The organism is Streptomyces longhuiensis (assembly GCF_020616555.1).
GTDB classification, from domain to species: domain Bacteria; phylum Actinomycetota; class Actinomycetes; order Streptomycetales; family Streptomycetaceae; genus Streptomyces; species Streptomyces longhuiensis.
This window is the reverse complement of sequence record NZ_CP085173.1, coordinates 2,740,330-2,761,929: the sequence shown is the minus strand read 5'-3', so window position 1 is coordinate 2,761,929 and position 21,600 is coordinate 2,740,330. Positions and strand designations below refer to the sequence as shown.

Sequence of the window (21,600 nt, the reverse complement as noted above, 5' to 3'; positions counted from 1 at the left end):
AGTCGGGGACTCCCGCCCACCCGCATGCGTCCGTCAGGCGCTCGTCAGCGACTGGTCGAGGGCCTGGAGGAACCGGCCCGTCGTCGCCCTGTCCCGCACCGCGAGACGCAGCCAGTCCGTGCCGAGGCCCGGGAACGTGTCGCCGCGCCGCACCGCGAAACCCCGCTCCCGCAGCCGCGCGCGCAGCGCCGCCGCCCCGGGGGCCCGCACCAGCACGAACGGACCCTCCGCAGGGCCGGCCACCGACACGCCCTCCGCCGCGAACTCCGCGAGTCCCGCCACCAGATGGGCCCGGTCTGCCGCGATCCGGTGCGCCGCGTGCGCCGCCTCGGCCAGGGCGCGCGGCGACACGCACGCCTCGGCCGCGGCCAGCGCCGGCGTGGACACCGGCCACAGCGGCTGGGCCCGCTCCAGCTCCTCGACGGTGTCCGGCTCCGCCAGCACGTAGCCGATCCGCAGCCCCGCGAGACCCCACGTCTTCGTCAGGCTGCGCAGCACCACGAGCCCCGGCACGTCGCTCCGGCCCGCGAGGGCCTCCCGCTCGCCGGGGACCGCGTCCATGAACGCCTCGTCCACCACCAACACCCGCCCAGGACGGGCCAGTTGGGCGATGAGCGCGGCCGGGTGCAGGACCGACGTCGGGTTCGTCGGATTGCCGATCACCACGAGGTCCGCGTCCTCGGGCACGGCCGCCGGATCGAGCCGGAAGCCGTCCTCCTCGCGCAGCAGCACCCGGTCGACGGCATGCCCGGCGTCCCGCAGCGCCGCCTCCGGCTCCGTGAACTGAGGGTGCACGACCACCGGGTGACGGGCTTTCAGGGCACGGGCGAGCAGCACGAACGCCTCCGCCGCCCCCGCCGTGAGCAGCACCCGCTCCACGGGAAGCCCGTGCCGGCGGGCCACCGCCTCGCGGGCCGCCCGCCCGTCCGGATACGCGGCGAGCCCGCCGAGCGAGTCCGCGATGTGCTCGCGCAGCCACACCGGGGGAGTGTCCGCGCGGACGTTCACCGCGAGATCCGTGAGGTCCGCACTCGTGCCGCGGACCTCCGCGTCGCCGTGGTGGCGCAGATCGTGGCCGTCGTCAGTGCGCATGCGAGTGGGAGTGCCCGTGACCGTGCGAGTGCCCGTGGCCGTGGTGGTCGCCGTCGTCGTCCGGGTGGAAGTGCGGCTGCTGCGGAAGCCCCACCTTGTCCTCGAACCCCGGCAACGCGATCCGGTACACGCAGGTGTCGCAGTTCATCCGCAGATCGCCGCGGACGGCCTCCTCGTACCGCTCCATGACCAGGTCGATCAGCTCCGGTTCCGGGCCGATCACGTCGGCGGAGAGCACCTCGACGTCCGGGTGGGCCGACGCCCAGCCCTCCGTCTGCTGCCGCACGCGGTCCGGCAGGATCCCCGTGAACAGGAAGTACGGCAGGACGACGATGCGCCGCGCGCCGAGCTTCACGCACCGGTCGAGGCCCGACGGCACGTCCGGCGCGGCCAGCGACACGAACGCCGTCTCCACGCCCGCGTAACCGCGGCCCTCCCACAGCAGCCGCGCCGCCTTGTGCACCTCGGCGTTGGCGTCCGGGTCCGTCGAACCGCGGCCGACCAGCAGCACCGTCACGTCGGCCCGGTCCTCCGGCGTGCGCGCGCCGCCGCCCAGCGCCTCGTCGAGACGCCGCTCCAGGACCTTGAGCAGCGACGGGTGCGGACCCAGCGGACGCCCGTACGTGTACGAGATCCCCGGGTGCCGCTCCTTCTCGCGGGCCAGCGCCGCCGGGATGTCGCCCTTGGCGTGCCCCGCCGACACCAGCATCAGCGGCACCGCCGCGAACCGGCGCACCCCGCGCTCCACGAGCTCGCCCACCGCCTCCGTCAGCGGCGGCGGCGACAGCTCGATGAAGCCGCCCGCCACGGGCAGGTCGGGACGGCGGCGGCCGAGCTCCCTGACGAAGTCGCGGAAGGCTTCGGCGCCGGCCTCGTCGCGGGTGCCGTGTCCGGCGATGAGCAGAGCGGGCGAGGTGGTCACGAGGACTCCTTACGGGTGGTGCCGGTGGTGGTGTCGGAAGAGCCGGAAGCGGGCTGCTGCCAGCGGTAGCCGCGCGGGGTGACCATGCGTCCCGCGATCCGCCGCGTGGCCGTGTTGCCGACGGTCACGACGGTCATCATGTCGACCCAGGCCGGGTCGAGTTCACCGAGCGTGGTCAGCCGGCTCGACTCGTCGGCGCGGGACGCGTTGCGCACCACGCCCACGGGCGTGCCCGGCTCACGGTGCTCGGCGAGGATGCCGAGGGCCTTGGGCAGCTGCCAGTCACGGCCCCGGCTGCGCGGGTTGTAGAACGTGACCACGATGTCCGCCTCCGCGGCGGCCCGCACCCGGCGCTCGATGACCTCCCACGGCGTGTGCAGGTCGGACAGGCTGATCGAGACATGGTCGTGGCCGAGCGGCGCGCCCAGGATCGCGGCCGCCGCGAGCGCGGCCGTCACGCCCGGTACGCCCACCACGTCGATGTCGTCGGACGCCTCGGCGAGCGCGGGCGACGCCATCGCGTACACGCCCGCGTCCCCGCTGCCGATCAGCGCGACGGCCTGCCCCTTGCGGGCCTCGGCGACCGCCGTGCGGGCCCGCTCCTCCTCGGCGCCGAGCCCGGACTCCAGGATCCGGGTACCGGGCCGCAGCAGGTCCCGGATCTGGTCGACGTACTGGTCGAGGCCCACGAGGACGGACGCGGCGCGCAGCTCGTCGCGGGCGCGCGGAGTCACGAGGTCCCGCGCGCCGGGGCCGAGCCCGACGACGGCGAGCCGGCCGCGCGGCGCGGTGCGCACGACGGCGCACGTCGCCATCGCGGGCTTCCCGTCGGCGCGCACCGACTTCCGCTTCGGTACGAGGAGTTCACCGCCGGCGACCAGCGCGGCGGCCTCCGCCACGGAGGGCGTTCCGACGGCGTCGAGCGGCGCGTCGGACGGGTTCGGCACGGCGACGGCGGCGAGCTGCTCGGCGCCGTACGTCACGACGGGCACGCCCAGCTGCTCGGCGGCCTCGACGATGCCCGGCTCACCGGCCTTGGCGTCGACGGTCGCGAGCCGCGCCACGGACAGCGGCGAGAGCCCCGCGTCCCGCAGCGTGTCGCGCACGAGCCCGAGCACCTCGTCCACGGGCGCGCCCTTGCTGGCGCCCACCCCCACGACGAGGGACGGGGGCCGCACGACGACCTCACGGTCGGCGCGCTCCACGGCGCGGTCGCTGACGCGGATCGTGTACGCGGCCACCTGCTCCGGAGCGACATTCCCCGGCAGCGCGGGCAGCGGGTACGCCAACTCGGCGTGCAGGGCGACCGGTTCACCGTCGAGGACCGCCCGGGTCACCCCGGCGACGTCCCCCTCGACGGGCAGGCCGAGCGTGTCGAGCCCGGGCACGTCCACGGCGTCCGTCGCCGTGGTCACCACCGGCTCCGCCTCCAGGACGGCGGCCACCTCACGCGCGAGCGCGTTCGCCCCGCCCTCGTGCCCCCCGAGCAGCGACACCGCGAAGCGCCCGGCCTCGTCGACGCACACCACGCCCGGGTCCACGTGCTTGTCCCGCAGCAGCGGTGCGACGAGCCGGACCACGGCCCCCGTCGCCAGGAAGCACACCACCTGCTCGCACTCCGCGAACGCGCGCCGTACGGCGTCCCCCACGGAACCCTCGTACACCCGCGTACGCGACGGCCACGCCGACGCGAGCCGGTCGCGGGCCACCGCCCCAGCCGCCGTGGCGGAAATCAGGCCGATCACTCAACTACTCCTTCGCTCAAGGAAGTCCACGGAAGTGGCGCTCTCCGTCTCGGGCCGTACGCCCCACACCAGGAACACCGGATTGGCCGCGGCGAGCCGCGACACGTCGCCCGGCAGCGGCGCGAGCCGGGACGACTGCAGCAGCACCCCGTCGCTGACGAACCCGGCCGCGCCCAGTGCGTCCCGCACCGCGCCCACCCGGTCCACCGCAGCCACCGCGACCACCACGGACCGCCGCGTGCGTCGCGCGCACGCCGTCACGATCGCGGTCAGCTCACGCCCGCCCCCGCCGATGAACACCGCGTCGGGGTCGGCGAGATCGGACAGGACGGTGGGCGCCGCGCCGTGCACGACGCGTACGTCGACACCGTGGGAGGCGGCGTTGTCCCGGATCCGGGCCACGCCGTCCACGGTCTTCTCGACGGCCACGGCCGCGGCGCCGAACCGCGCGCACTCCACGGCGACCGAGCCGGACCCCGCCCCGATGTCCCACACCAGATCGCCCGGGCGCGGCCCGAGCCGCGCGAGCGCGAGCGCCCGCACCTCGAACTTGGTGATCATCGAATCGCGGTGCGCGAACTCGCTCTCGTCCAGGGCCCACCGGGCCGGCGCACGGCCGGGACCGGCGAGGGTGCGCACCGGTGCGAGCACCCGCTTCTCGTCCAGGCAGAGCACCACGTTCACCGCGTCGCCCCAGTCACGGGCGGTGGCCTCCGACGGCGTGACCCGTTCAAGGCTCTCGTGCTCGGGGTCGCCGAGGCGGGACGCGACGACGAGGACGCGGTCGGCGCCGCGGTGCGCGAGTTCGGCGCCCAGTTCGGCAGGGCCCGCGCCGGGACCGGTCAGCACGGCGGTCTTCGGGTACGCGCGGCAGACGTTGAGCGCGGTCCGAAGGTCACGGCCGTGCGCGCTGACCACCGCCGCGTCGTCCCACGGAAGGCCGACGCGCGCGAACGCCGTCGCCACCGACGACACCCCCGGCCGCACGTCCAGCGCCGCGGGCCCGAAACGCTCGGCGAGCGCCCGCACGATCCCGAAGAACCCGGGGTCGCCGGAGGCCAGCACGACGACGCCCTGCCCCGTCTCGTTCTCGTTCGCGTTCTTGACGTATCGCTCGACCGAGTCCAGCGCCGGAGCCAGCGGCCCGAGCACGACCCGCTCCGCCCCGGGCGCCAGCAGCGCCTCGGCAGTGTCGAGATGACGCCGCCCGCCGACCACCAGGCCCGCGGACGACAGGGCCGGATTCGGGGACAGCGGCGCCCCCGTCCCCGTACCGAAGACCGTGATCACGACTGGGCCTGCGCGGATTTCCCGGCCCGCAGCGCCGCCCGCGCCTCGGGGTCGGCCTTGCGGAAACCGTGGAAGTGGCCCGGGTGGTAGAGGTGCGAACGCGTACCCTCCGCGTCCAGCGCCGGGCCGACCAGGAACAGCGTGTGCTTCCACAGCTTGTGCTGCTTCACGGTCTCCTCCAGCGTGCTGATCGTGCACTTCACGATCAGCTCCTCCGGCCAGGTCGCCTGGTACGCGACGAGGACCGGCGTCGACGTCGGGTAGCCGCCCTCCAGAAGCTCACGCACCAACTGGCCGCTGCGCGCCGCCGAGAGGAACAGCGCCATCGTCGTGCCGTGCCGCGCGAACTCCCGTACCTCCTCGCCGGGAGGCATCGGCGTCTTGCCGCCGCCGAGCCGCGTCAGGATCACGGACTGCGCGACCTCGGGGATCGTCAGCTCGCGCTGCGCGAGCGCGGCCACAGCCGAGAACGACGAGACACCCGGGATCACCTCCGTCGCGATGCCCATGCGCGCGCACCGGTCGACCTGCTCCTGCGTGCCGCCCCACAGCGCCGGGTCCCCGGAGTGGATGCGCGCGACCCGCAGACCGTCGCGGTGCGCCCGCTCGTACACGGCGACGACGTCCTCCAGCGACATCGTCGCCGAGTCCAGGATCTCCGCGCCCTCGCGCGCGTGGTCGAGGACCTCCTCCTGCACCAGGCTGGCCGCCCAGATGACGACATCGGCGTCCGCGATGGCGCGCGCGGCGCGGAACGTGAGCAGGTCGGCGGCGCCGGGCCCGGCACCGACGAAGGTCACCTTGCCGGTGGTTGCTTCGGGCATGACTGGGGTCCTCTCGGGGATGCAGCGTTGGGTCGTACGGAGATCGGTCGTACGGGTTCGTACGCGGTTCGGTCGTACGGAGGTACGGGAGCGGTATCGGACGGGTCGGAAGGTGCGGCTCAGCCGGTCCCGGGCGTGCGCGGCCGGTGCCGATCCGCTAGCAAGGGACCATGGCCGTCCTCGTCGCCCTTGGCTCGTTCGTGATGACACTCGTCGGCGGCTGGACCGCCCACCACGTCACCGACCGGCGCCACTTGGTGCTCGGATTCGCCGGGGGCCTGATGCTCGGGGTGGTCGGCTTCGACCTGCTCCCGGAAGCGCTGCACGGCGCCGGCAACGAGATCTACGGAGTGCCCGCCGCGCTGCTCCTGTTCGTCGCGGGCTTCCTCGTCGCCCACATCGTCGAGCGGCTGCTCGCGATGCGCCAGGCGGCGCACGGGGCGCAGGAGGGCGAGGACCAGGTGCCCCAGGTCGGCCTCGGCGCCGCCTCCGCGATGGTCGGGCACAGCATCGCGGACGGCGTCGCGATCGGCGCCTCGTTCCAGGTGAGCAGCACCATGGGATATACCGTCGCGCTCGCCGTGATCACGCACGACTTCGCCGACGGCTTCAACACGTACACGATCACGCGCGCCTACGGGAACGCCCGTCGCAAGGCACTCGCGATGGTCGGCGCGGACGCGCTCGCCCCGGTGGTGGGCGCCGCGTCGACGCTGCTGTTCACCATCCCGCCGCAGGCCCTCGCCTGCTACCTCGGGTTCTTCGGCGGCGTTCTGCTGTACATCGCGGCCGCGGAGATCCTCCCCGAGGCCGGCCACCACCACCCGGCGCGCTCCACGCTCCTGTGCACGATCGCGGGCGCCGCCCTGATGTGGCTGGTGATCGGCGCGGCGGGGGAGTAGCGCCGGGCCCGCCCCCCGGCGGGTCACAGTTTCCCGCCCCGTCCGCCGTCGCGCCGCGCGGGCGCGATCAGCGTCGACAGGTACGGCAGCGCGGCGTCGGCGCCCAGTTCGGCAGCCGGCCTGATGGACTCCTCCGGCAGCCCGAGCGCGGACCCCCACACGGCGTCCTGCGTCCGACCCGTCTCGCGCAGCGCCGCGGCGACCTCGCCGGCGAGCCGCCCGAACTTGTACGCGACGACGGTGCCGGGTCCCGCGAGCGCCTCCTTGAGCACGGCCGAACCGGCGGTCACCGGCACGAGCGTCAGCGGCTCGGTGCCCTCGGTGAGCACGGCGCCGGACCGCGCGGCGAGGTCCTGCATGGCGGTGATACCGGGCACGGTCTCGACGACGGTTCCCGGCACGAGCTCCCCGACGGTCAGGGCGAGATACGTGAACGTGGAGTACACGTTCGGGTCGCCGATCGTCGCGAACGCGACGGAGCCGTGCTCCCGCAGGAGCGCCGCGACGCGCTCGCCGGCCGCGTCCCAGGCGGCCTCGCGCCGGGCCCGGTCCGAGCGTTCGTTGAGCGCGAAGACGACGCGGACGACCTTGTCGGCGGGCACGTAGTGCAGGACGGTCGCCTCGGCGCGACCGGGCTCTCCGCCGTCCGTCCCGTCGGCGGCGGCCATCACCGGTACGACGACGACGGCGGCCGCGCGCAGGGCGTTCACGCCCTTCACGGTCACGAGCTCGGGGTCACCGGGACCCACGCCGACGCCGGTCAGCCGGTGCGTGGTGGTGTCGGTCATGACGAGGTGACTCCTTCGGTTGCCCGCGCGACTTCGGTTGCCTGCGCGACGATGCGCCGCGCCGCCTGGGGCACGGAGGCCCAGTGCACATGCAGATACGAGGCGTGCACCCCGCCCTGCACAAACCCTTCCACGCGCCGCTCGGGACGCGTGACGCCCCACGCGGGGGTGGCGCCGGCCCCGGGTTCGACGACGGTGCGATGGAACTCGTGGCCGCGCACCCGCGTCCCGTTCGCGGCCAGCACGCTGTCGGACACGGCCACGGCGTCCCGATACCCGAGCGTCAGCCGTTCCGACATCCGCGCGTCGGTGTCCAGGACCCCGCACATGGGCTGCCCGTCCAGGGAGCGCGCCAGATACAGCAGCCCCGCACACTCGGCGACGACGGGCGCCCCGGACCGCGCGAGCTCACCGACGGCCTTGCGCAGCGGTTCGTTGGCGGACAGCTCGGAGGCGTACACCTCCGGAAAACCCCCACCGATGACCAACGCGCTCGTTCCGTCCGGGAGTTGCTCGTCCCGAAGCGGATCGAAGGTCACGACCTCGGCCCCGGCGGCGGCGAGCAGTTCACTGTGCTCGGCATAGGAGAACGTGAAGGCGGCGCCACCGGCGAGAGCGACGACGGGCCGTGGCCCGTCGGACCCGTCCGTCCCGTCGGGCCCCTTCAGCCCGTCCGGCGTTCGAGGACCGGGGTCCGGGGCGGAGCCCCGGTTCCGGGAAGGGGCGGGCTGGGGGAGAGAACCCACAACCTCAGCCGCATCCCAGGCCGCACAGTCCAACGGCCCCGCACCACGAGCCACCGCATGGAGCGCGTCCAGGTCACACCCGCCCCGAACCATCTCCCCCATGGCGGCGACAGCCGCGACCGCCTCGGCCCCCCGCTCGGCCACCGGCACGAGCCCCAGGTGCCGCGAGGGAGTCACCACTTCCCCGCCCCGGCGCAAGGCGCCGAACACCGGCACTCCCGACTCGTCCAGCGCCTCGCGCAGGATCGCCTCGTGCCGGTCGGACCCGACCTTGTTGAGGATCACCCCGGCGAGCCGCACCTCGGGATCGAACGACGCGAAACCGTGCACGAGCGCGGCCACGGACCGGGCCTGCGACGACGCGTCGACGACGAGCACGACCGGCGCCCGAAGGAGCTTCGCGACATGCGCGGTCGACGCCAGCTCCCCCTGACCGGAGGCCCCGTCGAAAAGCCCCATCACGCCCTCGACGACGGCGAGATCGCACCCCCGCGCCCCGTGCGCGAAGAGCGGCGCCACGAGCTCGGGCCCGCACAGGTACGCGTCGAGGTTGCGACCCGGGCGCCCCGTCGCGAGCGCGTGGTACCCGGGGTCGATGTAGTCGGGCCCGACCTTGTGCGGCGACACGGCGAGCCCGCGCCCGGCGAACGCCGCCATCAGACCCGTCGCGACGGTCGTCTTGCCGCTGCCCGACGAGGGCGCGGCGACGACGAGCCGAGGCATGGACGTACTCACCACTCGATGCCCCTCTGGCCCTTCTGGCCCGCGTCCATCGGGTGCTTGACCTTGGACATGTCCGTGACCAGGTCCGCGAAGTCCACGAGCTTCTCGGGGGCGTTGCGCCCGGTGATCACGACGTGCTGGGTCCCGGGCCGGTCCCGCAGCACGGAGACGACCTCGTCCGTGTCGATCCAGCCCCAGTGCATCGGGTAGGCGAACTCGTCGAGCACGTACAGCTGGTACGTCTCGGCGGCGAGGTCACGCTTGACCTGCTCCCAGCCCTCGCGGGCCTTCTCCTCGTTGTCCATCTGCGCGTCGCGCTGGACCCAGGACCAGCCCTCGCCCATCTTGTGCCAGTCGACGGTCCCGCCCTCGCCGCTCGCGCCGAGGACGCGCAGCGCGTTCTCCTCGCCGACCTTCCACTTCGCCGACTTGACGAACTGGAACACCCCGATCGGCCAGCCCTGGTTCCAGGCGCGCAGGGCGAGCCCGAAGGCCGCCGTCGACTTGCCCTTGCCGATGCCGGTGTGGACGACGACGAGCGGCCGGTTGCGCCGCTGCCGCGTCGTGAGCCCGTCGTCCGGCACGACACTCGGCTGTCCCTGAGGCATTACGCGACCCTCCTGCTGTTCGACTGCGGCCCCTGCATCTGTCGGACCTCCTTCACGAGCCCGGCGATCGAGTCGGCCCGCAGCTCGTCGAGCGTCACCGCCGTCCCGCCCAGCTCGCCCGCCAGCTGGCCGGCGAGCCCGAGCCGCACCGGACCCGACTCGCAGTCCACGACGACCGACGCCGTTCCCTCGGCGGCGAGCAGTCGCGCCGCACGCCCCGCGAGCGCCACCGGCTCCGGCCCGCCCGTCGCCCGCCCGTCGGTCACCACGACGACGAGCGGCCGGCGCGCCGGGTCCCGCAGCCGCTCCACGCGCAGCACGTCGTGCGCCTTGAGGAGCCCCGCGGACAGCGGCGTACGTCCACCGGTGGGCAGCGACTCGAGCCGTACGGCTGCCGCGTCCACGGAGGACGTCGGCGGGAGCGCCACATCGGCCGAGGAGCCGCGGAACGTCACGAGCCCCACCTTGTCCCGCCGCTGGTACGCGTCGAGGAGGAGCGACAGGACGGCGCCCTTCACGGCGCTCATCCGCTGCCGCGCCGCCATCGACCCGGAGGCGTCGACGACGAACAGCACGAGGTTGCCCTCGCGGCCCTCCCGGGTCGCCTGCCGCAGATCGTCACGCCGCACCACGAGCCCGGGGCCGGAACGCCCCCGCGCCCGCTGGTGCGGAGCCGCGGCCTGCACGGTCGCCGCCAGGTGCAGCTTGGTGAGCGCGCCACGCGGCCGCCGCGCACCCGTCGTACGGCCGTGCTCCGTGCGGGCCCGCGAGCGGCGCCCGGCGGCCCCCTCACCGAGTCCCGGCACGCTCAGCATCTTCGTACGGAACGGCTCGGAGGCCCGTGCGGCCGCCTGCTCGCCGCCGCCCGCGGGAGCCTTCTGTTCGCCGCTGTCGGAGGGCTCGCCCTGTGCGGGGATGTCGGCGGCCCGGTCGCCGCCCGCGTCGGGGCCGTTGCCCTCGGGCGCGTCCTGCGGCGGCTGCCCGCCACCGCCGCCGGGGCCGTCCCCGCCGCCGTCACCGTCACCGTCAGGATCGGGTTCGTCGTCCTGCCCGCCGAACTCCTCAAGCGTGTCGTCGAGCTTGTCCTCGTCGAGCCCCGGTGCGTCGAACGGGTTGCGGCGCCTGCGGTGCGGCAGAGCCAGGAGCGCGGCCTGCCGCACATCCTCGGCCAGCACGTCCGTGCGGCCCGCCCACGCGGCGAGCGCCGTCGCCGTACGCGCCATCACGATGTCCGCGCGCATCCCGTCGACCTCGAACGCGGCGCACGTCGCGGCGATCTGGCGCAGCGCCGCGTCACCGAGCCGCACCGAAGGCAGCAGGTCACGGGCCGCGACGATCCGCGCCCGCACGGCGGACTCCTCCTGCTCCCACTTCCCGGCGAAGCCGTCCGGGTCGTCGTCGTAGGCCAGGCGCCGCTTGACGACCTCGACGCGCTGGTCGGGCTCGCGGGAGGCGGCGACCTCCACGGTGAGCCCGAACCGGTCGAGCAGCTGCGGCCGCAGCTCGCCCTCTTCGGGGTTCATGGTGCCGACGAGCAGGAAGCGCGCGGCGTGCCGCACGGAGACGCCCTCGCGCTCCACGTACGAGGCGCCCATCGCGGCCGCGTCGAGCAGCAGGTCCACCAAGTGGTCGTGCAGCAGGTTCACTTCGTCGACGTACAGGATCCCGCGGTGCGCGTCGGCGAGGAGTCCCGGCTCGAAGGCCTTGACGCCCTCGGCGAGCGCCCGCTCGATGTCGAGCGCGCCGACGAGCCGGTCCTCGGACGCGCCGACGGGCAGCTCGACCATGCGGGCGGCACGTGAGGTGCCGGGTCCGCTCTCGTGCGGCCCGTCCGGGCACGCCGGGTCCGGGGCGCCGGGCGCACACGAGAACCGGCACCCGGCGACGACCTCGACCTCCGGCATGAGCGCCGAAAGAGCGCGTACGGCCGTCGACTTGGCCGTGCCCTTCTCGCCGCGCACGAGCACACCGCCGACGGCGGGGCTGACCGCGTTCAGCAGCAGGGCAAGACGCAGGTCGTCCTGCCCGACGAGCGCGGTGAACGGATAGGGGGTACTCACTGGTCGTCGCCCTCCAAGTCGCCCTCAAGTTCCAGATACGTGGCCCGCAGCCGCTCCAGCGTCTGCGCGTCCGGCTCGGCCCACAGCCCCCGCTCGGCCGCTTCGAGCAGCCGCTCGGTGATGCCGCGCAGGGCCCACGGGTTGGACTTCTTCATGAAGTCCTGGTTCTCCGCGTCGAAGACGTACTCGGCCGACAGCTTCTCGTACATCCAGTCGTCGACCACGCCGGCCGTCGCGTCGTACCCGAAGAGGTAGTCGACGGTCGCCGCCATCTCGAAGGCGCCCTTGTAGCCGTGTCGGCGCATCGCCGCCATCCAGCGCGGGTTGACCACACGCGCCCGGAACACCCGGTGGGTCTCCTCGCCGAGCGTGCGGGTCTTCACCTGGTCGGGCACGGCGGAGTCACCGACGTACGCCTCGGGGGAGGACCCCGTCAGATGCCGCACCATGGCGACCATGCCGCCGTGGTACTGGAAGTAGTCGTCGGCGTCGACGAGGTCGTGCTCGCGGGTGTCGACGTTCTTCGCCGCCACGTTGATGCGCCGGAACGCCGTCTCCATGTCGCCGCGCGCGGCCCGCCCGTCGAGCCCGCGCCCGTACGCGTAGCCGCCCCACACCGCGTACACCTCGGCGAGGTCCGCGTCGGACTGCCAGTTGCGGGCGTCGATCAGCGGCAGCAGACCCGCCCCGTACGCACCCGGCTTCGACCCGAAGATCCTGGCCGTGGCCCGCCGCCGGTCGCCGTGCTCGACGGCGTCCTGTTCGACGTGCGCCCGGACGTAGTTCTGCTCGGCGCTCTCGTCGAGCGCGGCGACGGCCTGCACGGCGTCGTCGATCAGACCGACGACGTGCGGGAAGGCGTCACGGAAGAAGCCGGAGATACGGACCGTCACATCGATGCGCGGGCGCCCGAGTTCGGCGGCCGGCACGATCTCGAAGCCGGTGACACGGCGCGAGGCGTCGTCCCACACCGGGCGGCAGCCGAGCAGCGCGAGGATCTCCGCGATGTCGTCGCCCTGCGTACGCATCGCCGAGGTGCCCCACACCGTCAGGCCCACGGACTTGGGGTACTCGCCGGTGTCGGCGAGGTAGCGCGCCACCAGCGAGTCGGCGAGCGCCTGCCCGACCTCCCAGCTCAGCCGCGACGGGATCGCCTTCGGGTCGACGGAGTAGAAGTTACGGCCCGTCGGCAGCACGTTGACCAGGCCGCGCGTCGGCGACCCGGACGGTCCCGCCGGCACGTATCCGCCGTCGAGCGCTCGCAGAATGTGCCCGATCTCGTCCGTGGTGCGCGCGAGCCGGGGCACCACCTCGCGGCACGCGAACTCCAACACCGCCACGGCGTCGGGGAGTTCGGACCCGACGACGTCCCGGACGAGCGCGGGGACGGCCGCGGCGTCCCAGCCGCGCTCCTCCATGCCCTCGGCCGCGCGCCGGCACAGCTGCTCCAGGAGGTCGATCGCGTCGGCGGCGCTGCGGGCGGGGCCGTCGACGAGGTTCGTCAGCTCCACCGGCACCTTCGCCGGCGCGCCCGGCTCGCCGAGCAGCTCCTTCTCCACGAGCCCGAAGTGCTCGGCCAGGCAGGCCCGCAGGCCGGGCAGCGCGTTCGCGGTGCCGCCCCACACCTGCGAGGCGCGCAGCACGGCGAGCACGAGGTTCACGCGCGGCTCGCCGACCGGGCCGCCGCCCAGGATGTGCAGACCGTCGCGGATCTGCACGTCCTTGATCTCGCACAGATAGCCGTCGATGTGCATCACGAACTCGTCGAAGTCGCCGTCGTCCGGCTGCTCGTCGACATGCAGGTCGTGGTGGAGCTCGGCGGCCTTCACCAGCGTCCAGATCTGGGCGCGCACGGCCGGGGCCTTGGTCGGGTCCAGGTCGGAGACGAGCGCGTACTCGTCGAGAAGCTGCTCCAGCTTCGCCAGGTCGCCGTACGTGTCCGCGCGCGCCATCGGCGGGACGAGGTGGTCGACGACCGTGGCGTGCCCGCGGCGCTTGGCCTGGGTGCCCTCGCCCGGGTCGTTCACGATGAACGGGTAGATCAGCGGCAGCTCGCCGAGGACCGCGTCGGGCGCACAACTCCCGCTCAGACCGAGGCCCTTGCCGGGCAGCCACTCCATCGTGCCGTGCTTGCCCATGTGGATGACGGCGTCCGCGCCGAAACTGTTCTCCAGCCAGCGGTACGCGGCCATGTAGTGGTGCGACGGAGGCATGTCCGGGTCGTGGTAGATCGCGATGGGGTTCTCGCCGAAACCGCGCGGCGGCTGGATCATCACGACGACGTTGCCGAACTGGAGCGACGCGAGCACGATGTCGTCGCCGTCGACGTAGAGGGAGCCCGGCGGCTCGCCCCACGCCTCCAGCATCCCCTCGCGCAGCTCGGGCGCCAGCTTGTCGAACCAGGCGCGGTAGTCGGCGAGCGGCACCCGCGCGGGCGCCGAGGCCAGCTGGTCCTCGGTGAGCCACTCGACGTCGTGGCCGCCCGCCTCGATGAGCCGGTGGATCAGCTCGTCCCCGTTGTCCGGGTAGCCGTCGACGCCGTAACCGGCCTCGCGCAGCGCGTCCAGGACGCGGACGGCGGAGGCGGGCGTGTCGAGGCCCACCGCGTTGCCGACCCGCGAGTGCTTGGTCGGGTAGGCGGTGAAGACGACGGCGAGCTTCTTCTCACCGTTCGGCTTGTGGCCGAGACGGGCGTGGCGCACGGCGATCCCGGCGACGCGCGCGGCCCGCTCGGGGTCGGCCGCGTACACGGGGACGCCGTCGGGGCCCTCCTCCTTGAAGGAGAACGGCACGGTCACGATCCGGCCGTCGAACTCGGGGATCGCGACCTGCATCGCCGCGTCCATCGGCGACAGGGCGGCGTCCGACGCCTCCCAGGCCGCCTTCGAGGACGTGAGGCAAAGACCCTGCAGGACGGGGATGTCGAGGTCGGCGAGCGCGCCGATGTCCCAGGCCTCCTCGTCACCGCCCGCGGACGCCTGCGAGGCGTGCGTGCCGCCCGCCGCGAGCACCGTCGCGACCAGGGTGTCGGCCTCGCCGAGAAGCTCGTACAGGCCGGGGTCGGCGCCGCGCAGCGAACCGCAGTACACCGGAAGGGAGTTGACGCCGCGTGCCTCGATCGCGTCGCACAGCGTGTCCACGAACGCCGTGTTCCCGGACAGCTCGTGGGCGCGGTAGAAGAGCACGCCGACCGTCGGGCGGCCCTCGACGCGCGCACGGCGGCCGTGCACCCCGAACTCGGGCATCTTCTGCGGCTCGGCGCTGTGCCGCTCCTGCGTGCTCCCGGCCCGGCCGTGCCCGTTGACGAGCACGTCCTGGACGAGGAAGCGGGCCAGCTCGACGAGGTTGCCCGGGCCGCCCTCGACGAGATAGCGCAGCGCCTCGGCCACGGCGCCCGCGTGCACGGTCGACTCGGCCATCAGTTCCGCGTCCGGGACGCTCTCGCCGCCGAGCAGGACCGTCGGCACGCCGGACGCCTTCAGCGCCGCGAGCCCGTCCTCCCAGGCGCGCTTGCCGCCGAGGAGCCGTACGACGGCGATGTCCACGCCGTCGAGCAGCTCCGGCAGTTCGCTCTGCACGTCGACGCGGGTCGGGTTCCCGATCCGGTAGGGGGCGCCGGAGGCCCGGGCCGCCAGCAGATCGGTGTCTGCGGTCGACAACAACAACACTGTGCTCATGCGGGCGCTCCCGGTGGAATGAAAGGCAGTCCTGACGGAGCGCCGGACTCGATGAGCCGCCACAGCGCGTCCGTGTCCGCGTGTTCTTCGATCAGATCGCCGAGCCGGTCGAGCTGCTCCTCGCGCAGCGCGCCGAACGACGTGTCGGGCGCCGGTACGAAACGACGGCCCGCGCCGGCCGCGACCTCGCGCAGGAACGCCCGGCGGAAGCCGTCCGCCTCCAGCGAGCCGTGCCAGTGCGTGCCCCAGACGGAGCCGACGCGGCACCCGTCCAGGAACGCCTCGCCGCCCGTGACCTCGGCGACCCCGTGATGGATCTCGTAGCCCTCGACGCGCTCGCCGAGCGCCTCGCCGACGGGCCGGGCGAGGGTCTTCTCGCGCTCGAACCGCACCCGCACGGGCAGCAGTCCGAGCCCGTCCACTGCGCCCGCGCGCGACTCGACGTCGTCCTCGATGCGCTCGCCGAGCACCTGGAAACCGCCGCAGATCCCGAGGACCGGGCGCCCCTCGGCGGCCCGGCGCGCGAGGGCGTCGGCGAGGCCGCGCTCGCGCAGCCACTGAAGTGCCTTGACGGTGCCGCGCGTTCCCGGCACGACGACCAGGTCCGCGTCGACGAGCTCCTCGGCCCGGTCGACGAACCGCACGACGACGCCCGGCTCCGCGGCCAGCGCGTCCACGTCGGTGAAGTTCGACATCAGCGGCACGGCGCACACGGCGACGCGCAGCACGTCCTCGCCGACGGGGGCCGTCGTCCGTGACTCGCGCACGGAGCCGCGCAGCGACACGCGCAGCCCGTCCTCCTCGTCGATGCCGAGGCCGTGCTGGAAGGGGAGCACTCCGTACGTGGCGCGCCCGGTCAGGTCCTTGAGCATGTCGAGGCCGGGCTCGAGGAGGGAGACGTCCCCGCGGAACTTGTTCACCAGATAGCCGGCCAGCAGCTCCTGGTCCTCGGGCGCGAGCAGCGCCGTCGTGCCGAAGAAGGACGCGAAGACGCCGCCGCGGTCGATGTCGCCGACCACGAGCACGGGCAGCCGCGCGGCCCGCGCGATCCCCATGTTGACGATGTCGGTGCGGCGCAGGTTGATCTCGGCGGGAGAGCCCGCCCCTTCACAGATCACGGCGTCATAGCTGCCCCGGAGTTCCTCCAGGCATCCCACGACGGTGTCGAGGAGTGCTGCCTGGCGCCCCCCGTGCAGCGCCTTCCCGGGGGACACCGCACCTGACAGCGGCTTCGCCGCGGCACCGGCCTCCCCGAAGAACCCGCGGGCGCTCAACTCGCCCACCGGCTTGCCCATGAGCACCACCTGGCTGCTCCGGTCACCGCCCGGCTTCAGCAGTACGGGGTTCATCAGGGCGCTCGGCTCGACGCGGGCGGCCTGCGCCTGCATGGCCTGGGCACGGCCGATCTCGGCGCCCTCGCGTGTCACGAAGGAGTTGAGGGACATGTTCTGCCCCTTGAACGGCGCGACCTTCACCCCCTGCCGCACCAGCCACCGGCAGATGCCCGCGGTGACGACGCTCTTCCCGGCATCGGACGTGGTTCCTGCCACCAGCAGTCCGCCACCACTCACGACTTCCCCCTCCGCAACAGTGCCCGCCCGGCGACACACACGCCGAGGGCCAGCCAGCTCACGCGCCGCGAGAGCCGCGCCGCCCGCTCTACGTCGGCGGTCTCCACGGACCGGCCCGACGCGTTCAGTACGGGCCGGTGCTCGACCCGCCCGCCGTACGACAACGTGCCCCCGAGCCGCACCCCGAGCGCCCCCGCGAACGAGGCCTCGACGACACCGGCGTTGGGGCTCGGGTGCAGCCGCGCGTCCTCGCGCCACGCGGTGAGCGCGCCGCGGGGACGGCCGCCCGCGACCGCGGCGAGCACGCCGGTCAGCCGCGCCCCCGGCCAGCCCGCCACGTCGTCGAGGCGCGCGGAGGCCCAGCCGTAGCGGCGGTACCTGGCCGACTTGTGCCCGACCATGGCGTCCAGCGTGTTCACGGCGCGGAAGGCGACGAGCCCGGGGACCCCGGCGACGGCGCCCCACACGAGCGCGCCCACGACGGCGTCGGAGGTGTTCTCGGCGACGGACTCGACGACGGCCCGCGCGATCCCGTCCGCGTCCAGTGCGTGCGGGTCACGCCCGCACAGATGCGGCAGCCGCTCGCGCGCCGCGTCCACGTCACCGGCGGCCAGCGCGCCCCCGATGGCGCGCGCCTCGCGCCCCAGCGACGTACCGCCGACGACGGCCCAGGTGGCGGCGGCGGTCAGGGCGATGGAGGCGGCGGGGGAGCGGCGCACGGCGCGCGCGGCGAGGCCACCGGCGACGGCGGCGCCCCCGGCGCACATGGCGGTGTGCAGCGCGCCCCACCCGCGGTGGTCACTCCACAGCACTCGCTCGACGGCGCCCGCTGCCCGTCCGAACGCGGCGACCGGATGCCCGCGGCGCGGATCGCCGAACAGGAGGTCACCGAGGAGTCCGGCGGCGCTGCCGTACGCGAAGACGCGCTCGGCTCGCACGGTCAGCCCGCCGCTACGGCGAACGGAACCCTTGTACTCGTTCTCGGCGGGAGCACCCGCAACTGGCAGCCGCGCATGGCGATATGTCCTCACTCAGGGTGTCCACGCCCTGGTTGGAAGAGACCGGCGGCGAGAGTTCCTGGCTCGCGGGGATCACTCCCCGGTGACAGTGGCGGGACCGCGCCGGATTCGCACCGGCTTCCTCTCCTGCTGCCGTAGATGGCCCCGGAAGTCCACCACGCTCCGCGAACGCCCGTCAACTTGCCGTTGACCTGCGAAGGGAGAGTGTGCTGAGGCACACACGAAGCGGGGTGCGGGACGCCTTCGCGTCCCGCACCCCGCAGTCCTGCCGGTTACCTCCGGTCAGGCGACGATCAGGAAGATCCCGTATCCGACGGCCGCCGCGCACAGGGCGAAGCAGGCGTACGCGCCGGAGACGGCCAGCGCCGCCGAGTTGCCCCGGGCCGCCGCCGAGTCCCGCTTGGTGAGGCCGACGATGCCGAGGGTGAACAGGCCCACGAGGGCCACCGTGATCACGAGGCTGACTCCGAACACGGAGCCGAGTGCTGCCCAGTCGATGTGCATAGCGCTGCTGCTTCCTTAGACCGTGGCCGGTCGCGCGGGCTCCGCCGAGGGCGGGGCGGGCGAGGCGGGGATGGTGGTCTTCACGTCGGTGTCCAGGTCGCCGACCGTGCCGGTGGGCGGCGGGGTGACGGCCGCGATCGCGGTGGTCACGACGCCGGCGGGCTCGTCCGTGACGTCGTCGTCCGTGACGTTCGTGTGGTCGACCGAGTTGCGCCGGGACAGCGCCCAGATGGTGCCCGCGCCGGCGATCAGGAGCAGCGCGGTGACGGCGACGCCCCACGAGCCCTGCTTGGTGAGGAACTCGGCGCCCGCACCGACCAGACCGGCGGCCGGCAGGGTCAGGCCCCAGGCGATGAACATGCGGGTCGCGGTCGACCAGCGGACGACGCCGCCCTTGCGGCCGAGGCCCGAGCCCATCACGGCGCCGGAGCAGACCTGCGTCGTGGAGAGCGAGAAGCCGATGTGCGAGGAGGCGAGGATCGCGGTCGCGGCGCTGGTCTGGGCGGCGAAGCCCTGCTGCGGCGCGAGGTCCGTGAGGCCCTTGCCCATGGTGCGGATGATGCGCCAGCCGCCGAGGTAGGTGCCGAGCGCGATGGCCGTACCGGCCGAGACGATGACCCACATCGGGGGGTTCGCGCCGGGGTTCAGGACGCCGCCCGTGATCAGGGCGAGCGTGATGATGCCCATCGTCTTCTGCGCGTCGTTCGTGCCGTGCGCCAGCGAGACCAGGCCCGCGGAGGCGATCTGCCCGGCGCGGTAGCCCTTGGCGGTCGCCTTCTGGTCGGTCTTGCTGCCTATCCGGTACGTGAGCCGGGTGGCCAGCATCGCGGCGATGCCCGCCACGAGCGGCGCGGCGACGGCCGGAAGGAGGATCTTGGTGACGACGGTGCCGCCGTTGATCGACGACCAGCCCATCGACATCACGGCGGCGCCGATGAGGCCGCCGAAGAGAGCGTGGGAGGAGCTGGAGGGGAGCCCCACCAGCCAGGTCAGGAGATTCCACAGGATGGCGCCCACCAGCGCCGCGAAGATGACCTCGGTCTTGAGTCCGTCCTCGTTGATGATGCCGCCGGAGATCGTCTTGGCGACCTCCACGGAGAGGAAGGCGCCGACGAGGTTGAGCACGGCGGACATGGCCACCGCCGTCTTGGGCTTGAGAGCGCCGGTCGAGATGGTGGTGGCCATCGCGTTGGCTGTGTCGTGGAAACCGTTCGTGAAATCGAACACGAGAGCGGTGACGATCACGATCCCGAGGAGAAGCGTGATGTGTTCCATTTACCCAGGCTTCTGTTGGACGTCAGTGGCTCGGCGACCGTAGGCAATCTGAGTGAACGGAAGATGAACTGAGGCGGGCGGTGCGGTGACCCGAAGTGGAGTGCCGCCACTCCGTTGGGAACGGGGCGGCGGCACGGGGTCGTCCGTGAAGCGGAACGGTGGCCGAATCAAGCGGAAGTAGGCCCTCCGCTAGCCGTGGGCGAACCTCCGCAGCTGAGCCTGCGAACCGTTGAAGAGATTCTGGTCACCCGGCAGTCCGCCGCCGTTGTCGTACTGCCAGAACGTCCAGTACGACCAGCCCGAGGGCAGCGCCCCGGCGGACTCGTCGTAGCGCGCGAGCCAGAGCGCGTGGTTGCCCGCGAAGGCGGTGCTGTTGCCCGTGCAGCTCTTCCACCAGCGGTAATTGGTGTAGATCACCGGCCGGCGGCCCGCCCTGCTGCGCACCTCGTCACTGAACGACCTGATCCAGGAGATCATCTTCGCCTTGCTCAGGCCGTAGCACTTCTTCGAGCTGTAGGGGTTGTACTCGATGTCGAGCGCCGGCGGCAGCGTCCAGCCGTCCGCCCGCCACGCGCCCCCGTTGCGTACGAAGTACGAGGCCTGCGTCCGGCCGGACGACTTGTTCGGGAGTGCGAAGTGGTACGCGCCGCGGATGATGCCCGCGCTTCGCGCTCCGCCGTACTGCTGGTCGAAGTAGGGGTTGCGGTAGGTGGTGGACTCGGTCGCCTTGACGTAGACGAACCGCGCGCCCTTGCTCTTGGCCTTCTGCCAGTTGACGTTCTTCTGGTGCGACGAGACGTCGTGTCCCTTGGTGCCGCCCGCCGCGGACGCCGGGGCCTGCGCGAGAGCGGTCCCCCCGAATGTCAGGGCGGCCAGTGATGTCGCGGTCGCGATGTGCGTACGGCGACGGAACGGTTTGTGACCACGAGCCATATATCCCCCCGAAATGGCGACGTGCATGACAAATCAAACCGGAGGTTACCGGAAGATCCCTCCATGCCCGTCGATCTCCAGCCAATCGTTTCCAGGCGGGCATTCATGCCCATTCGTGCGCTTCCGGACTCCTGGGCTGCGCACGGAAGTGCCCCGGCCCCACGACCCGCGCGGGCCCGCCGCGCGGCTGGCAGGATGCGGGCATGGCGGAGGAACCGGGCGGTGCGGGGCAGGGCGCGGACGGGCTCGCGCAGGCGTGGAGCGCGCTCGTGGCGACGGCCCGGCGCACCGTCACCGACGGCCTCGTCGTCGGGACCTCGGGAAACGTCTCGGCGCGGATCGGCGACACCGTCCTCGTCACACCCAGCGGGGTCCCCTACGACGAGCTCACCCCGGGCGACCTCGTCGCCGTCGGCCTCGACGGCCGGCAGAGCGCCGGAACCCTGACCCCGACCAGCGAACTCCCGATGCATCTGGCGGTCTACCGCGCCACGCCGGCCCGCGCCGTCGTCCACACCCACGCGGTCCACGCCACCGCCGTCTCCACCCTCGTGTCCGAACTACCGCTCATCCACTACATGGCCGCGGCCCTCGGTGGACCCGTCCGGGTTGCCCCGTATGCGACGTACGGCACCGAGCGGTTGGCCGAGAACGTCCTCGACGCTCTCGAAGGGCGGACAGGCTGCCTGCTCCAGAACCACGGCACCCTCACCTACGGCGACACCCTCGCCGCCGCCTACGACCGCACGGCCCAGCTCGAATGGCTGTGCCGCGTCTGGCTCACCGCGAGCGCCCACCCGCACCACACCCCGACGCTCCTCACCCGCGACCAGGTGCGCGAGGTGGAGGAGAAACTGCGCGGGTACGGGCAGCGGGGCTGACCGCCACCGGGCGCCCGGCGGCCGCGCCCCACTGGCCGGT

General features: G+C 73.3%; 17 protein-coding genes and 1 riboswitch. Of the genes, 2 read left to right on the top strand and 15 right to left on the bottom strand.

Features of this window, described 5'->3' with window-relative positions; translation table 11 throughout:
• Positions 1-33: 33 nt before the first annotated feature.
• Genes cobC through cobM form a run of 5 tightly spaced genes read right to left on the bottom strand, consistent with a single transcriptional unit; the run spans position 34 to position 5,873 of the window.
• Positions 34-1,092 (bottom strand): Rv2231c family histidinol phosphate aminotransferase CobC, encoded by a 1,059-nt coding sequence (cobC, locus tag LGI35_RS12930; RefSeq protein WP_227294006.1) that lies wholly within the window; start codon positions 1,090-1,092, stop codon positions 34-36.
• Entirely contained in the window at positions 1,082-2,014 is a 933-nt protein-coding gene (locus tag LGI35_RS12925) for a sirohydrochlorin chelatase (protein WP_227294005.1), read from the bottom strand. The genes cobC and LGI35_RS12925 overlap by 11 nt, the downstream gene beginning before the upstream one ends.
• Positions 2,011-3,759 (bottom strand): precorrin-3B C(17)-methyltransferase, encoded by a 1,749-nt coding sequence (cobJ, locus tag LGI35_RS12920; RefSeq protein WP_227294004.1) that lies wholly within the window; start codon positions 3,757-3,759, stop codon positions 2,011-2,013. Before cobJ ends, LGI35_RS12925 begins: the two co-directional genes overlap by 4 nt.
• Positions 3,760-5,049, bottom strand: coding sequence for a precorrin-6y C5,15-methyltransferase (decarboxylating) subunit CbiE (gene cbiE, locus LGI35_RS12915; protein WP_227294003.1), 1,290 nt, complete (start codon positions 5,047-5,049; stop codon positions 3,760-3,762).
• On the bottom strand, positions 5,046-5,873 hold the full coding sequence (gene cobM, locus LGI35_RS12910; protein ID WP_227294002.1) for a precorrin-4 C(11)-methyltransferase: 828 nt from the start codon (positions 5,871-5,873) through the stop codon (positions 5,046-5,048). The genes cbiE and cobM overlap by 4 nt, the downstream gene beginning before the upstream one ends.
• A 170-nt stretch (positions 5,874-6,043) precedes the next feature.
• Here cobM and LGI35_RS12905 point away from each other — a divergent pair, with 170 nt between their 5' ends.
• Positions 6,044-6,775 carry a ZIP family metal transporter gene (locus LGI35_RS12905; protein ID WP_227294001.1) on the top strand — a complete coding sequence of 244 codons (732 nt, stop codon included), beginning with the start codon at positions 6,044-6,046 and terminating at the stop codon, positions 6,773-6,775.
• Between the two features lie 23 nt (positions 6,776-6,798).
• Here LGI35_RS12905 and cobI read toward each other — a convergent pair whose 3' ends face one another.
• The 10 genes from cobI to LGI35_RS12855 form a co-directional block, all read right to left on the bottom strand.
• On the bottom strand, positions 6,799-7,563 hold the full coding sequence (cobI, locus tag LGI35_RS12900; protein WP_227294000.1) for a precorrin-2 C(20)-methyltransferase: 765 nt from the start codon (positions 7,561-7,563) through the stop codon (positions 6,799-6,801).
• Complete coding sequence (locus tag LGI35_RS12895; protein WP_227300287.1) at positions 7,560-9,032, bottom strand: cobyrinic acid a,c-diamide synthase CobB; 1,473 nt, start codon at positions 9,030-9,032, stop codon at positions 7,560-7,562. The genes cobI and LGI35_RS12895 overlap by 4 nt, the downstream gene beginning before the upstream one ends.
• A gap of 8 nt (positions 9,033-9,040) precedes the next feature.
• The gene (cobO, locus tag LGI35_RS12890) at positions 9,041-9,640 is read right to left on the bottom strand and encodes a cob(I)yrinic acid a,c-diamide adenosyltransferase (protein ID WP_227293999.1); all 600 of its coding nucleotides are present in this window, start codon (positions 9,638-9,640) and stop codon (positions 9,041-9,043) included.
• Positions 9,640-11,700: a putative cobaltochelatase gene (locus tag LGI35_RS12885; protein ID WP_227293998.1), complete on the bottom strand. Its 2,061-nt coding sequence runs from the start codon at positions 11,698-11,700 to the stop codon at positions 9,640-9,642. Before LGI35_RS12885 ends, cobO begins: the two co-directional genes overlap by 1 nt.
• Positions 11,697-15,377, bottom strand: a complete 3,681-nt coding sequence (gene cobN / locus LGI35_RS12880) for a cobaltochelatase subunit CobN (protein ID WP_227293997.1) — start codon at positions 15,375-15,377, stop codon at positions 11,697-11,699. The genes LGI35_RS12885 and cobN overlap by 4 nt, the downstream gene beginning before the upstream one ends.
• On the bottom strand, positions 15,374-16,948 hold the full coding sequence (locus LGI35_RS12875; protein ID WP_227293996.1) for a cobyric acid synthase: 1,575 nt from the start codon (positions 16,946-16,948) through the stop codon (positions 15,374-15,376). The genes cobN and LGI35_RS12875 overlap by 4 nt, the downstream gene beginning before the upstream one ends.
• A complete protein-coding gene (locus LGI35_RS12870; protein WP_227293995.1) occupies positions 16,945-17,886 on the bottom strand; it encodes a cobalamin biosynthesis protein in 942 nt (313 codons plus the stop codon). The genes LGI35_RS12875 and LGI35_RS12870 overlap by 4 nt, the downstream gene beginning before the upstream one ends.
• A gap of 111 nt (positions 17,887-17,997) precedes the next feature.
• Positions 17,998-18,139, bottom strand: a riboswitch (cobalamin riboswitch).
• 110 nt (positions 18,140-18,249) lie between these two features.
• Positions 18,250-18,471, bottom strand: coding sequence for a hypothetical protein (locus LGI35_RS12865; protein WP_227293994.1), 222 nt, complete (start codon positions 18,469-18,471; stop codon positions 18,250-18,252).
• A gap of 15 nt (positions 18,472-18,486) precedes the next feature.
• Positions 18,487-19,746, bottom strand: a complete 1,260-nt coding sequence (locus tag LGI35_RS12860) for an inorganic phosphate transporter (RefSeq protein ID WP_227293993.1) — start codon at positions 19,744-19,746, stop codon at positions 18,487-18,489.
• Between the two features lie 189 nt (positions 19,747-19,935).
• Positions 19,936-20,679: a lysozyme gene (locus LGI35_RS12855; protein ID WP_227293992.1), complete on the bottom strand. Its 744-nt coding sequence runs from the start codon at positions 20,677-20,679 to the stop codon at positions 19,936-19,938.
• 203 nt (positions 20,680-20,882) lie between these two features.
• Here LGI35_RS12855 and LGI35_RS12850 point away from each other — a divergent pair, with 203 nt between their 5' ends.
• On the top strand, positions 20,883-21,560 hold the full coding sequence (locus tag LGI35_RS12850; protein WP_227293991.1) for a class II aldolase/adducin family protein: 678 nt from the start codon (positions 20,883-20,885) through the stop codon (positions 21,558-21,560).
• Positions 21,561-21,600: the final 40 nt, after the last annotated feature.